This is a genomic window from Roseomonas rosulenta (assembly GCF_016106005.1).
Classification (GTDB): Bacteria; Pseudomonadota; Alphaproteobacteria; order Acetobacterales; family Acetobacteraceae; genus Neoroseomonas; species Neoroseomonas rosulenta.
Genome location: NZ_JACADR010000111.1, coordinates 1 through 13,526, shown reverse-complemented (window position 1 = coordinate 13,526; position 13,526 = coordinate 1). Strand labels below are relative to the sequence as shown.

Genomic DNA, 13,526 nt, shown 5'->3' with positions numbered 1-13,526 from the left:
CACTCGCCGCCGCGCTGGGCCAGCCCGTGGTGGTCGAGAACCGCCCGGGCGCCGGCGGCACCCTGGCGGCCGAGGCGCTGGCCCGCGCGCGCGCGGACGGGCGCACCATGATGATGCTGAACAACGCCTTCGCCGTGACGGCCGCGACCTTCCGCCGCCTGCCCTACGACCCGCTGGCCGACGTGGTGCCCGTCACGCAGGTCGCGACCATGCCGCTGGTGTTCCTGACACCGCCGGGCGGCCCGCTGTCGTCGGTGGCCGCGCTCATCGCCGCCGCGCGTGCCAACCCCGGCGGGCTGAACCTCGGCACCGTCGGCGTCGGCTCGACGCAGCATTTCGTCGCCGAGGCCTTCCAGGCCATGGCCGGCGTGAAGCTCACCCACGTGCCCTATCGCGGCACGCCGGCCGCCGTGCTGGCGCTGCGCCAGGGCGAGGTGCAGCTGGTGGTCGAGACCGTCGCCGCCGTGCTCGGCCAGGTCCGCGGGGGCGACGCGCGCGCCGTGGCCCTCTCCACCGCGGAGCGCTTCCCCGGCCTGCCCGAGGTACCGACGATGCGCGAGAGCGGCCTGGCCGATTTCGACCTCGCCACCTGGTTCACGATCGGATTTCCAGCGGGCATCCCGCCCGCCGCGGTGGCGCGCATCCAGGCGGAGACGGCGCGCGCGCTCGCCGATGCCGACCTCGCCGCGCGCATGCGCGAGATGGGCCTGACCCCGGTCGGCTCCGACACCGCCACCGCCGCTGCAGTGATCCGGCGCGACATCGCCCGCTGGCGCGACCTGGTCGCCAGCGCCGGCATTCCCCAGCAGGAGTAGCACCCGCATGACCGACCGCATCGCCCCCGCCGACCACCCGATCGAGCACGCGCTCGCCGCGCGCTGGAGCCCCCGCTCCTACGACGAACGCCCCATCCCCACCGCAGCGCTCGCGCAGTGCCTCGAGGCCGCGCGCTGGGCGGCCTCCTGCGTCAATGACCAGCCCTGGAACTACCTGGTCACACGCAAGGCGGAGGAGCCGGAGGCGCATGCGAAGCTGCTGGCCTGCCTCTCGCCCAACAACCAGGGCTGGGCGGTGCGCGCGCCGGTGCTGATGCTGTCGGTGGCGCGTACGGACTTCGCCTCCAGCGGCAAGCCCAACCGCCACGCCGGCCACGATGTTGGCCAGGCCAGCGCCAACCTGGCGGCGCAGGCCGCGGCACTCGGGCTGCAGGCGCACCAGATGGCCGGCTTCGACGCGGCGGCCGCGCGCGCCGCCTTCGCCATCCCCGAGGGCTACGAACCGATGGCCGCGATCACGCTCGGCTACCCCGGCCCGGCCGCAGCACTTCCCGAAGCCCTCGCCGCGCGCGAGACCGCACCGCGCACCCGTAAGCCCATCGCCGAGTTCACGCATCTCGGCGCCTGGGGCAACGGGGGCTCGCCCGCATGACCGACGCGGCACTTCTCGACGATCTCGCCCTGCGCCGCCTGGTGCAGGACTGGGCGGTATGGCGCGACGCGGGCGACTGGGACCGCTTCGCCACCTGCTGGCACGACGACGCCCGCATGATGGCGACCTGGTTCCAGGGGCCGGCCAGCGAGTTCATCAAGGTGTCCCGCGCGGGCTTCGAGCGCGGCGTGCGCATCCTGCACTTCCTGGGCGGGACCAGCGTCGACCTCGCCGGCACCCGCGCCATCGTGCAGACGAAAATGACGATCAGCCAGCGCGCACAGGCCGAGGGCGTGCTGGTGGACGTGGTCTGCACCGGCCGCTTCTACGATTTCTGCGAGAAGCGGGACGGCCGCTGGGGCGTGGTGCTGCGCCAGCCGATCTACGAGAAGGACCGGATGGACCCCGTGGACCCGGCGGCCACCGTCACGCTCGACCCCACGCTGCTCGCGCAATTCCCCGAAGGCTACCGCCACCTCGCCTACATCCAGACGCGCATCGGCTACCAGGTGAAGCGCGACATGCCGGGGCTGACGGGGCCGGAGGTGACGGCGCTCTATGCGTCCGGGGCGAAGTGGCTCGCGGGAGAAGCGCTGGACCGGTAGCGCCTGCCGATCCTATCGGGTCGACCCACGACCAGCGCGCGCGGGACACCGGCGCGATGCTCAGCGGGATGATGTTGCCCGGCCCGATGCCCTGCCGTGGACGGCTTCGCGTGCGCGGCCCCCCGCGAGTCGCGCGGATGCGCCGCCCCTCACGTCTCCACCCACTGCCGCAGCAGGTTGGCATGGGATTTCGCGAGCAGGTCGAAGGTCTCGCCCTTGCCCTGTTCGGCGAAGACGCGGCGTTTCGCGGTCTCGAGGTCGAACAGGATCTCGCGCTTCGCCGGGTCGCGCACCAGGCTCTGCACCCAGGTCACGGCGACGAGGCGCTCGCCGGCCGTGACGGCTTCGACGCGGTGCAGCGTCGTCGCCGGATAGGCGATGGCATCCCCCGCCCTGAGGCGGAATTCCTGCTCGCCGGCCGGGTCCTCGATGACCAGCGCGCCGCCCTCGTAGGTCGCGGGATCGGCGAGGAAGACCGTCACCGCGACATCGGTGCGCAGCGGGCCCTCGGGCTCGCCCAGGCCCATCAGGGCGTCGTCGACATGGGTGCCGTAGGCCTCCCCCACGCCGTAGCGGGCGAGCAGCGGCGGGCGCATGCGCAGCGGGCGGACGGCGCTGCGGAAGACCTCGTTGGCCATCAGCGCGTCGGCAACGACCGCCGCGGCCTCGCGCGTCGCGGGGTCGCGGCGCGCGGCCTGACGGTTCTCCTTCACCAGGCGCGCATGCCAGCCGGCCGTGGCGCGCCCGTCCTCGAAACGCGCGGCGTCGAGCAAGGCGCGGACCTTGCCGAGCGCGGCGGAATCGAGCACATTTGAAATGCAAATGATCATCGTTCGCAACTTAGCGCAGGACAGGCACCATGGATAGCGGACGGCGGCGGCTGAGGCTCTGGCTCGGCCTCGGAACGGCGGCGCTGGTCACGACCCAGGCGGGCCTCGCGGTCGCGCAGGGCGTCGCCGCCCCGCCGCCAACCACGCTGCCCCCCGCCATGCAGGGCGGCGAAGGCGGGGAAGGCGGCGAAGGTGGCGAGGGCGGGGTCGACGCCGACCGCGCGCTGACCGATCCGCTGGCCTTCACCGTCGCGCTCGACGTCATGGCGGCCCACATCGTCGCCGGGCGGGACGTCTATCGCGCGGCGCCGGATGCCGCGGCCGAGATGTTCGCCCATGCCATCGCCGAGGTGTACGCGGTCATGGAGGAGGTGTTGACGCAGCGTGGCGTGGCACCCTTCCAGGCCACGATGGACCACGCGACCACCCTCGCCCAGGACCGTGCCCCGGCCGAGGCGGTGACGCAGGCCGCGGCCGCCATCCTCGCCGCGCTGCGGGAGGCGGAGACGCACGCCCACTCCCCCGGTGCCACGCCGCGCGTGCAGTTGCGCGCGGCGGCCGAGATGGCCGACCGCGCCGCCCTGCAATACGGCGTCGCGCTGCGCGAGAGGGACAAGGACGAGCCCTATCTCGACGGCTATGGCCTGGCGCGCGTCGCGGCGCTGCGCGGGGCGGCGCTGCTGCCGGAGCTGCGCGCCGCGGGCCAGACGGAAGCTGCCGCACGGCTCGAGGAGGTGCTGGGCCTGCTCGGCGCGGCCTATCCGACCGCGACGCGGCCGGACCACACGCCGGCGGTCGACGCGTCGGCCCTGCTGGCGGCCAGTTCGCGGCTGCGGCTCGCGATCGACTAGAGCAGATCCCGATCAGATGGAGTCATCTGATCGGGTGAAGATGCTCGCCAAATCAGAGGCCTAGAGGCGTTGCCGCGCGCCGCAGCGAGCGGTAACGGCTCTAGGGCAGCATCTTCCCCGGATTCATCACCCCGCCGGGGTCGATCGCCGCCTTCACCGCCCGCATCAGGTCGAGCGCGACCGCGTCCTTGTGCGTCGCCATGGCGTGCCGCTTCGACTGGCCGATGCCGTGCTCGGCGGAAAACGATCCGCCGAGCTCCACCGCGATCGCGTTCACCGCCGCCTCGGCGCCGGCCGCGCGGACGCGCCACTCCTCGCGCGACACGCCCGGCGGCGCGCCCAGGCTGACATGGATGTTGCCGTCCCCGGCATGGCCCAGCGCGATGAACTCGCCCTCCGGCCAGCCCTTGGCGAAGGCCGCGCCGACGCGCGCGCAGAATTCCGGCACGGCCGAGACCGGCACGGAGGTGTCCGCCCCGACCGAGGGACCGTGCCGGCGATGGCAATCGGGCCAGTCCTCGCGGATGCGCCAGAAGGTCGCGCGCTGGGCCTCGCTGTCCGCCAGCGCCGCGTCGGTCACCTCGCCCGCCTCCATCGCCGCCGCCAGCGTGTCCTCCAGCATCTCCCGCAGCGGCACGGCGGGGTGGGAGGCGGCGATCTCGACCATCACGTACCAGGGGCTCTCGACCGGCAGCGGGGATCGCAGCCCGTTGCCCATCACTTCCACGATCTCGAGGCAGCGGCGGATGATGAGCTCGAAGGCGATCACCTCCGCCCCGCTCGCCATCATGCGCGAGAAGAGCGACAGCGCCGCCTCGGGCGAAGGCACCGCGACGAAGGCGGTCTCGACGCGCTTGAGCGCGGGCACCAGGCGCAGCGCGGCCGCGGTGATGACGCCGAGCGTCCCCTCGCCCCCCAGGAACAGGTGCCGCAGCGCATAGCCGGAATTGTCCTTGCGCACGCGGCGCAGGTCGTTGAGCACGCGCCCGTCCGGCAGGACGACTTCCAGGCCGAGCACCAGGTCGCGCGCATTGCCCCAGCGCAGCGTGCGGATGCCCCCCGCATTGGTGGACAGCGCGCCCCCCACCATGGCCGAGCCCTGCGCGCCCCAGGACAGCGGGAACAACCGGTCCACCGCGGCAGCGGCCTGCTGCACGGTCTGGATCACGCAGCCGGCTTCGGCCACCAGCGAGAAGTCGCGCGCATCGACATCGCGGATGCGGTTCAGCCGCTCGAGGCTGAGCACCACGGCCGGCGGTCCGTTCTCGGCCACCACGGCGCCGCCGCACAACCCGGTGCGCCCGCCGGCGGGCACGATGGCGAGGCCCTCCGCCGCGCAGGCACGCACCACGGCCTGCACCTCCGCCACGCTGCCGGGCCGCAGCACCGCGCGCGGGGTGCCGCGCCAGGTGCCGCGCCAATCGACCGCATAGGGCGCGAGGTCCTCCTCCGCGGTCAGGCAATTGCGTTCGCCGAGCGTGGCGGCGAGGTTCTGGATCGTTCCCATGCGCCCGATCCTGCGCCCGCTGCCCGCGCGGTCAAGCCGCCGGCGGCCCGGCGTTCACGCCACACTCCGCAGCCAGGCCGAGAAGGCGCCGATGTCGCGCTCCCGCCGGGTCTGGCGCGCATGGCAGAGATGGTAGCCATAGCCCGGCAGCGCGATGTCGAAGGCCCGCACCAGGGTGCCGGCGGCGAGCTCGCGCGCCGTCAGGACATCGCTCGTGACGGCGATGCCCTGCCCGGCGATGATCGCCTCGATCCCGTGCAGCTCCTCGCGGAAGCGCAGCGCGCCGGGCGCGTCCGGCTCCTGCCAGTCGCGATGGGGCACGCCGGCGGCGGCGAACCAGCGCGCCCAGGTCGGGGAGTGCCCCTCCCAGCCGTTCCATTCGAGATGCACGAGGGTGCGGCGCGCCAGGTCGGCCGGCGCGCGGACCGGCGGGCCCGCGGCCAGGAAGGCCGGCGTGCAGATCGGCCAGAAGCGGTCGCGCATCAGCACGGTGGAGACGAGCCCGGCCGGCGGATCGCCCATGTAGCGGATCGCGAGGTCGGCCTCCCCCTTCGCCACGTCCACCACCGCGTCCGTGCCGATGATCTCGAGCGGCAGGTCCGGCCGCTCGGCCCGCCAGAGCGCCAGCCGCGGCACCAGCCAGCGATGGGCGAAGGCGTTGGTCGTGGTCACGCGCAGCGGCCGCGCCGCGCCGGTGCGCGCGAGCGCATCGACCGCCGCGCCGAGCGCGTCGAAGGCCTCGTGCACCGAGGGATAGAGCTCCTGCCCGGCGGCGGTGAGCGCGATCGGCCGCGGACGGCGGCGGAACAGCTTCTGGCCGCAGAGATCCTCGAGCGCGCGGATCTGGTGGCTCACCGCCGTCGGCGTGACGCCGAGCTCGGCGGCGGCCTTGCCGAAACTGAGCAGCCGCGCGGCCGCCTCGAAGGCGCGCAGCGCGGACAGTGGGGGCGGCCTGCGCATGGGCGCACGATAGATGAGCCCGACTCATCCTCCGAAGGAGAATTTCGCATTTGCGCGAGGTGCCGCGACGGGCGCCAGATCCGTGCCGCACAGCGGGGCCGATGGAGGCAGGGCATGGACGTGATCGCGGGTATCGATTCCGGGATCGACCGGTTGGCCGGCGCCTTCGCCGGCACGCTGCTCCGCCCCACGGACCCCGGCTACGACGCCGCGCGCCGGGTCCATAACGGGCTGATCGACAAGCGGCCGCGGCTGATCGCGCGCTGCGCCGGCACGGCGGATGTCGCCGACGCCGTGCGCTTCGCCCGCGACGAGGGGCTCGAGATCGCGATCAAGGGTGGCGGGCACAATGTCGCCGGCCGCGCCACGGTCGAGGACGGGCTCATGATCGATCTCTCGGGGATGCGGGGCGTGCATGTCGATCCGCGGGCCCGCACGGCGCGCGCGCAGGGCGGGCTGACCTGGGCCGGCTTCAACAGGGAGACGCAGCTGCACGGCCTCGCCACCACGGGCGGCGCCGTGTCCTCGACCGGAATCGCCGGGCTGACGCTCGGCGGCGGCATCGGCTGGCTGATGGGCCGGCACGGCCTCGCTCTCGACAACCTGGTCTCGGCCGAGGTGGTGCTGGCCGACGGGCGCGTGGTCACCGCGAGCGAGACCGAGCATCCCGACCTGTTCTGGGCGCTGCGCGGGGGTGGCGGGAATTTCGGCGTGGTCACTTCCTTCGGCTATCGCCTCCATCCGGTCGGGCCGATGGTGACGGGCGGGCTCATCGCCCACCCCTTCGCCGCGGCGCGCGACGTGCTGCGGCACTTCCGCGACGTCACCGCCGACCTGCCCGACGAGATGATCGTCTTCGCCGGCCTGATCCATGCGCCGGACGGGTCGGGGGAGAAGCTCTGCGCCTTCGTGGTCGCGCATTGCGGGACCCTCGCCGAGGGCGCGGCTGCCGTCGCGCCGCTGAAGGCCTTCGGCGCGCCGGTGGTCGACACCGTCGGGCCGATCTCCTACTGCGCGCTCAACACGATGCTCGACGGCGCCTATCCGGCGGGTGCGCTCAACCATTGGAAGTCGAGCTTCCTCCCCGGCCTGCCGGACGAGGCGATCGCCGCCCTGATCGACGGCTTCGCCCGCTGCCCGACACCGATGGGCCAGATCCTGCTCGAACACATGCACGGCGCCGTCACCCGCGTCGCGCCGACGGCGACGGCCTTCCCGCACCGCGCGCCCGGCTACGACCTGCTGGTGCTCGCGGAATGGATGGACCCGGCGACGAGCCCCGCCTGCATCGCCTGGGCGCGCGAGACCTACGCCACGCTCCTGCGCTTCGCCAGCCCGTCGCGCTACGTGAACTACCTCGATGCCGACGAGGAGGACGGCGCCATCGCCGCCGCCTTCGGGACGAACCTGCGCCGCCTGCAGCAGGTCAAGGCCGCCTACGATCCGGAGAATCTGTTCCACCTGAACCAGAACATCCGACCCGTGGCGTGAGCGGCCGCGGCCCCGTCATGCCGCCGCACTGGGCCGCGCTCGCGGTGCTGACGGCCGCGCGCGCGAGCCTCGGCTTCCAGTTCCAGTCGGTGCCCTCGGCCTCGCCGGCGCTGGTGGGCGAGTTCGGGCTCGACTACGCCGAGCTCGGCCTGCTGATCGGCCTGTATTTCCTGCCGGGCATCGTGCTCGCCCTGCCCGGCGGCCTGCTCGGGCGCCGCTTCGGGGACCGCCGCCTGGTCGCGGCGGGGTTGGTGCTGATGACGGCGGGCGGGGCGGCGATGGCCGCCGCCGGCAGCCCGGAAGCGCTCTCCGCCGGGCGGCTGGTCTCGGGGGCGGGCGCCGTGCTCCTCAACGTCACCATGGCGAAGATGGTCGCGGACTGGTTCGCCGGGCGCGCGGAGATCGTCCTCGCCATGGCGATCTTCGTGAATTCCTTCCCGATCGGCTCGGGGCTGGCGCTGCTGCTACTCGGCCCCCTGTCTGCCGCGGCGGGCGCGCCGGCGGCCATGCTCGCCGGTGCGGCGGCAGCGGCTGCGGCGCTGCTGTTGCTCCTGCTCGCCTACCGGCGGCACGCGAATGACGGGATGGCCGCGGCCGGCGCGGTCGAGGGCGCCGGGATCAGCGCGGACGAGGTTGGGCTGGTCTGCATCGCCGGCGCCATCTGGGGCATCTACAACGGCGTCTTCGGCATCCTCTTCGGCTTCGCGCCGACGCTGCTGGCCGAGGCCGGGATCGGGACCGCGATGGCGGGCCTGGTGCTGGGCACGACGACGTGGCTGATGGTCGCCTCGGTCCAGGTGGGAGGCATGCTGGCGCAGCGCGGCGCGAGGCCAGTGCCGCTGCTCGGGTTCAGCATGGCAGCGACCGGCGCGGGACTGCTGCTCATGCCCTGGCTGCCGCCGGTGCCGCTGCTGATCGCGATCGGGCTTGTGCAGGGACTGCCGGTGGGCGTGATGATGTCCCTGCCCAGCGCCGTGCTGCGGCCGCAATCGCGCAGCGTCGGCATGGGGGTGTTCTACACGGGCCTCTACATCGGCCATGCCGGGCTGCCGCCGGTGGCGGGCTGGCTGCGCGACGCGAGCGGCGAGGCCGGGGCGCCCTTTCTCTTCGCCGGGGCCATGACGCTGGTGCTGCCGGTGCTCCACGCCGTGTTCCGCGCCATGCAGGCGCGTGCCGCGAGGCGACCGGCGCCGGCGTGACGCCCGCCGCCGTCAGGCCGGCAGGTAGCCGATCAGGTCCTCCGCCCGCATCGCCTCGCAATAGATGCGGTTGAGGATCTCCACCTCGCGCGTGTGCAGTTCCATGGTGCCCGCCGCGCAGGCGTCCTCCACCAGGATCACGTCGAAGGATTCGTCGGCGAGCGAGCGCACGGTGGAGGAGACGCACTGGTCGGTGAAGATGCCGCAGCAGGCCACATGCGTGATGCCCATGTTGTGCAGCACCAGCCTGAGGTTGGTGCCCGTCAGCGCGGAATCGGTGGTCTTGGTCACCACAACCTCGCCCGGCAGCGGCGCCAGCTCGGGCACGATCTGCGAGGCATCGGCGTCCTTCGGCAGGAACAGGTCGTTCCAGCCCGGCTTCTTCTGGCTGAGCGAGCGGTCGCGCCCATCGGGCGTGAGGCAGGCGATGCGCGCGAAGACCACAGGATTGCCGCCGGCGCGGAAGCGTTCGATGAGCCGCGCGATGGTCGGGATCACCAGGCCATGCATGCGTTCGTGGAAGCCGTCCCAGGCGGCGTCGCGCGCGGCCTCGGCGGCGGGCAGGCTGGCGCGGTCGGCGGGGCGCGCCAGGTAGGTGCTCTGCACGTCGATCACCAGCAGCGCCACGCGGCCGCGCACCAGCACCGGGTCCGGCGCCTCCGGCGCGCCGGCGTAGTAGAAGGACCGCCAGGCCGTCTTCCAGTTCGTCATGCCGCCTTCTCCGGATACATGGCCGCGATCGCTGCGGCGGTGGCGGGGATGCGCCCGCGCTCGGTGATCAGGCCGGTCACCAGGCGCGCAGGCGTCACGTCGAAGGCCGGGTTGGCGGCCGGGCTGCCGGCGGCGGCCACACGGATCGTCTCGATGCGCCCATCGGCGGTGCGCCCGGTCAGGTCGGTGACCTCGGCTGCGCTGCGTTCCTCGATCGGGATCTCCGCCACGCCGTCGGCCACGCGCATGTCGAGCGTCGAATGCGGCAGCGCCACCCAGAAGGGCACGCCATTGTCGGCCGCCGACAGCGCCTTGAGGTAGGTGCCGATCTTGTTCGCGACATCGCCCGTGCGCGTCACGCGGTCGGTGCCGACGATGACGATGTCCACCTGGCCGTGCTGCATCAGGTGCCCGCCGGCATTGTCCGCGACCACCGTATGCGGCACGCCATGCGCGCCGAGTTCGAAGGCCGTCAGCGCGGCGCCCTGGTTGCGCGGGCGCGTCTCGTCCACCCAGACATGGACGTGGATGCCGGCGTCATGCGCCATGTAGATCGGCGCGAGCGCGGTGCCCCAGTCCACCGTCGCGAGCCATCCGGCATTGCAATGCGTCAGGATGTTCACGGGCTGCCCGGGCCTGCGCGCCGCGATCTCCTCGATCAGCGGCAGGCCGTGCCGGCCGATCGCCTCGCAGGTGGCGGCGTCGTCATCGGCGATGGCGGCGGCCTCGGCATAGGCGGCGGCCGGGCGCGCGGCGGGCGGGATGTTGCGCAACGCAGCCAGCATCCGATCGATCGCCCAGCGCAGGTTGATCGCGGTGGGGCGGGTTTCGGCCAGCATGGCGCAGACGGCTTCCAGCGCCGCCGGATCGCGCCGCATCGCCAGCGCCACGCCATAGGCCGCGGTGGCCCCGATCAGCGGCGCGCCGCGTGTCTGCATGGAGCGGATCGCGTGCGCGACCTGGTCCTCATCCGTCAGCCGCAGCCATTCCACGGCCCAGGGCAGGCGCGTCTGGTCGAGGATGCGCACCGACCAGCCATCGCCATCGTCGAGCCGCACGCTGCGGTGCCAGGTGCCGTCGATCCTCATGCCTGTCCTTCCACCAGCACATCCTCCACAGGCCGCCGCAGCGAGGCCGGCAACACCGGCCCGTGGCCGAAGCGCAGCACAAGGTTCGGCCGCCGACCGCCGAGCCCGAGCCAGCCGCCCAGCACCTGGCGCAGCGCCGGCACCTCGACCGGCTGGTTCACCCAGGAGGTCCGCAGCCCCATCACCGTCGCCGCCAGGCAGACGCGTTGTGCCGCACGCCCGGCCGCCAGCCAATGGGCCGGGTCGTCGCGCTCCGCCGCGAAGACCGCGAAGCCGGCGCTGCCCGCCAGTTGCCGTGCCATGCGGTCGGTCTCGGCGGCCAGGGTGAAGACATGCGGGAAGATCGCGCGGCCGATCGGCTCCGGCAGCACCGGGTTGCCCGAGGCCCCTGCGAAGAGCCCATCGCGCCGCGCCAGCGCCGCCCCTGCGCTGAAGCGGATCCAGGAGGCCAGTTCCGCCACGAAGGCGGCATCGCGAAGTTGCGTGCTGTTGCCCGCGAGGATCAGTTCCGCAAGGCCCGCGCGCTGCGCCGGCGCATCCAGCAGCAGCATTCCGACGCTCGGGTCCGAACCGCCCGCCGCCACCAGTGCAGCGCGTTCCTCGGCCGCCAGCGGCGCGGGGTCCAAGGGCGCGCGGGTCGAGCGCCGCCGCGCGATCGCCTCGGCCATCGGTGGGCGCCGCTGTGCGCCGGGCGTGACGCGGAGCATCGCTTCGCCCGCGGCGCCGACGTCGATCCCGGCATGGAGGCCGAGGGCGGGGGCCGCCTGCAGCATGGTCTCGGCGGCGCAGCCCAGGGTGGCAAAGACATGGTGGTCGTCGGGGTCCACCACCGGCGTGCGCCGCGCCGGATCGGGCAGGAGGCGCAGCCCGCCCGGCACCGCGAGGAAGCGCCAGGGCTGGGTGTTGTGGCTGTTGGGCGCGAGGGTGGCGCAGCGCACCAGTTCGCGCAGCGCAGGCTGCTCAGCGGGATCGGGCGGCCGCCAGGTCTGCGCCGCGGCGGCGTCATACGCCGCGCCGTCGCGCCGGCCGACCCACCAGGCGATGCCGCCCCCCAGCGCCGCCGCGCCCGCCAGCCCGCCCAGCACCGAGCGCCGCAGGGCCATGGCGCGTCGCGTCAGATCCGCTGGTGCAGCGCGCAGACCAGCGTGAACAGCCGCCGCGCCGTCTCGAAATCCACGTCGATCCGGCCCTTCAGCCGCGCCTGCAGCAGCTCCGCGCCTTCGTTGTGCAGCCCGCGCCGGCCCATGTCGATCGCCTGCACGCGGCTCTCGGGGCCGCTTTCGGCCACCGCCTGCTCATGCGCCTCGACCACCATGTGGTAGTCCTTGATCAGCCGCCGGAACGGCCCGAGTGCCAGGGCCAGCACATGCAGCGGCCGGTTGTCCACGTCGCGGATGTCGAGCACGAGCCGCCCCTCCCGCACCGAGACCGCCAGCGCATAGGGCCCCTTCGGCAGGTTCGGCGGGTCGAAGCGGTTGCCCGCCAGCAGGTCGGCGATCGCCTGGCGCCGGTCCGCCTCGGCATAGACCGACGGCGCGGGCGGTTCCTCCGGCAGCTCGATGCGGACCAGCCGCTGTTCAGGCATCGGGCGCGGGCCTTCGCGACGGCGCCACCACCACCACGGGCGCCCCCTGCTCGTCCCCCGTCAGGCCAAGCCGCATCATCCAGGCCACCACCATGCCCTTCACCGGGCGCAGCAGCAGCGTGGAGACGATGGCGAAGGCCGGGAGCCAGATCGCCATGTGCACCCACATCTCCGGCCGCCAGATCTTGTCGACCAGGAATACCCCCGGCAGCAGCACGTGCCCGGCCAGGAAGATCGTGAAATAGGGCGGCGCGTCGTCGGCGCGGATGCGCCCCAGCGGCGCATGGCAGGCCGAGCATTCATCGACCACCCGCAGGTAGCCGTTGAACAGCTTCCCCTGCCCGCAGGCCGGGCAAAGGCACTTCGCGCCGCGCGCGAGTGCCACGCCGGCCGGCGGATGGATTGCGGGTTCCGCGGGCTCATCCCGCTGCGAATCCCAGGACATCGGCGTTCCTTTCGCGGACGCTCTGCGGCGTCCATTGTGCAGCGCAGCACAATCCTCCCTCCGGCGGCGGAATACAAGCATCGTCGCAAGGACGGGGCTTGAAGCCGGGGGGCCAGCGGCGCCACCATGGGTCATGGCCGAACGCATCCTGGTGATCAACCCGAACTCCAGCACCTCCTGCACGGAGGGGATCGCCGCCGCCATCGCGTCCTTCGCGGCGCCTGGCCTGCCGCGCCTCGATGTCACGCGCCTGCCCGAGAGCCCCGGCGCGATCGTGACCTGGCGCGACTGGTACGCCGTGGCCGAGCCGCTCTGCCGCCTGGTCGAGCGCGAGGCCGCCGACGCCTATGTCATCGCCTGCGTCTCCGACCCCGGCCTGGAAGCGGTGCGCACCGTGACCGACCGCCCGGTCTTCGGCCCGCTGCGCTGCGCCGTCGCCGCCGCGATGATGCGCGGCGAGCGCTTCGGCATCATCGCCTTCACCGACAAGTCGAAGCCGCGCCAGCGCCGCGCCCTGCAATCCATGGGCGTGGACACGCGGCTTGCCGGCACCATCCCGCTCAACCTCGACATGGAGGTGCTGACCGACCCGGTCGCCCCCCGCGCGCGCCTCGCCGAGGCGGCGCGCGAACTGGTCGCGATGGGCGCCGAGGCGGTGATCCTCGGCTGCGCCGGCATGGCCGGGCACCGCGACTTCGCCGAACAGGCCTGCGGCGTGCCGGTGATCGAGCCCTGCCAGGCGGCGGTGACGCAGGCGCTGCTCGCCGTGGTCGCGGCGCGCGGCGCGAGGATGCGGCTGGCGGCGGAGTAGCGCGCGCAGCACGCC

15 protein-coding genes are annotated in these 13,526 nt (G+C 73.5%); 7 read left to right on the top strand and 8 right to left on the bottom strand.

The annotated features are described in order from the left end of the window. From HW578_RS14340 to HW578_RS14330, 3 genes are all read left to right on the top strand, one after another. A partial coding sequence (locus HW578_RS14340; protein WP_198371231.1) for a tripartite tricarboxylate transporter substrate-binding protein occupies positions 1–815 on the top strand: 815 nt, incomplete at its 5' end. A gap of 7 nt (positions 816–822) precedes the next feature. Further along, positions 823–1,428, top strand: a complete 606-nt coding sequence (locus HW578_RS14335) for a nitroreductase family protein (protein ID WP_198371230.1) — start codon at positions 823–825, stop codon at positions 1,426–1,428. Further along, complete coding sequence (locus HW578_RS14330) at positions 1,425–2,033, top strand: nuclear transport factor 2 family protein (RefSeq protein WP_198371229.1); 609 nt, start codon at positions 1,425–1,427, stop codon at positions 2,031–2,033. Before HW578_RS14335 ends, HW578_RS14330 begins: the two co-directional genes overlap by 4 nt. A gap of 149 nt (positions 2,034–2,182) precedes the next feature. Here HW578_RS14330 and HW578_RS14325 read toward each other — a convergent pair whose 3' ends face one another. Continuing rightward, a complete protein-coding gene (locus HW578_RS14325) occupies positions 2,183–2,863 on the bottom strand; it encodes a Fe2+-dependent dioxygenase (protein WP_198371228.1) in 681 nt (226 codons plus the stop codon). Positions 2,864–2,892: 29 nt separating this feature from the next. Here HW578_RS14325 and HW578_RS14320 point away from each other — a divergent pair, with 29 nt between their 5' ends. Then, positions 2,893–3,714, top strand: coding sequence for a hypothetical protein (locus tag HW578_RS14320; protein ID WP_198371227.1), 822 nt, complete (start codon positions 2,893–2,895; stop codon positions 3,712–3,714). A gap of 100 nt (positions 3,715–3,814) precedes the next feature. Here the strand turns inward: HW578_RS14320 and HW578_RS14315 are convergent, their stop codons facing one another. Both HW578_RS14315 and HW578_RS14310 read right to left on the bottom strand, forming a co-directional pair. Continuing rightward, positions 3,815–5,221, bottom strand: a complete 1,407-nt coding sequence (locus tag HW578_RS14315) for an FAD-binding oxidoreductase (RefSeq protein WP_198371226.1) — start codon at positions 5,219–5,221, stop codon at positions 3,815–3,817. 54 nt (positions 5,222–5,275) lie between these two features. Next, positions 5,276–6,181 carry a LysR substrate-binding domain-containing protein gene (locus HW578_RS14310; RefSeq protein ID WP_198371225.1) on the bottom strand — a complete coding sequence of 302 codons (906 nt, stop codon included), beginning with the start codon at positions 6,179–6,181 and terminating at the stop codon, positions 5,276–5,278. 114 nt (positions 6,182–6,295) lie between these two features. Between HW578_RS14310 and HW578_RS14305 the strand changes: the two genes are divergently transcribed. Next, complete coding sequence (locus tag HW578_RS14305; protein WP_198371224.1) at positions 6,296–7,672, top strand: FAD-binding oxidoreductase; 1,377 nt, start codon at positions 6,296–6,298, stop codon at positions 7,670–7,672. After that, complete coding sequence (locus tag HW578_RS14300; RefSeq protein WP_198371223.1) at positions 7,669–8,871, top strand: MFS transporter; 1,203 nt, start codon at positions 7,669–7,671, stop codon at positions 8,869–8,871. Before HW578_RS14305 ends, HW578_RS14300 begins: the two co-directional genes overlap by 4 nt. 12 nt (positions 8,872–8,883) lie before the next feature. On the opposite strand, the gene HW578_RS14295 is transcribed toward HW578_RS14300, so the two are convergent. The 5 genes from HW578_RS14295 to HW578_RS14275 are packed head-to-tail and all read right to left on the bottom strand — an operon-like array spanning position 8,884 to position 12,700. After that, positions 8,884–9,582, bottom strand: a complete 699-nt coding sequence (locus HW578_RS14295; protein WP_198371222.1) for a cysteine hydrolase family protein — start codon at positions 9,580–9,582, stop codon at positions 8,884–8,886. Next, positions 9,579–10,670, bottom strand: a complete 1,092-nt coding sequence (mtnA, locus tag HW578_RS14290) for an S-methyl-5-thioribose-1-phosphate isomerase (RefSeq protein ID WP_198371221.1) — start codon at positions 10,668–10,670, stop codon at positions 9,579–9,581. Before mtnA ends, HW578_RS14295 begins: the two co-directional genes overlap by 4 nt. Then, a complete protein-coding gene (locus tag HW578_RS14285; protein WP_198371220.1) occupies positions 10,667–11,773 on the bottom strand; it encodes an Acg family FMN-binding oxidoreductase in 1,107 nt (368 codons plus the stop codon). The genes mtnA and HW578_RS14285 overlap by 4 nt, the downstream gene beginning before the upstream one ends. Positions 11,774–11,784: 11 nt before the next feature. Continuing rightward, on the bottom strand, positions 11,785–12,255 hold the full coding sequence (locus HW578_RS14280) for a UPF0262 family protein (protein ID WP_198371219.1): 471 nt from the start codon (positions 12,253–12,255) through the stop codon (positions 11,785–11,787). Next, entirely contained in the window at positions 12,248–12,700 is a 453-nt protein-coding gene (locus tag HW578_RS14275) for a DUF983 domain-containing protein (protein ID WP_198371218.1), read from the bottom strand. The genes HW578_RS14280 and HW578_RS14275 overlap by 8 nt, the downstream gene beginning before the upstream one ends. 133 nt (positions 12,701–12,833) lie before the next feature. Between HW578_RS14275 and HW578_RS14270 the strand changes: the two genes are divergently transcribed. Beyond that, complete coding sequence (locus tag HW578_RS14270; RefSeq protein WP_198371217.1) at positions 12,834–13,511, top strand: aspartate/glutamate racemase family protein; 678 nt, start codon at positions 12,834–12,836, stop codon at positions 13,509–13,511. The last annotated feature ends 15 nt before the right edge of the window (positions 13,512–13,526 follow it).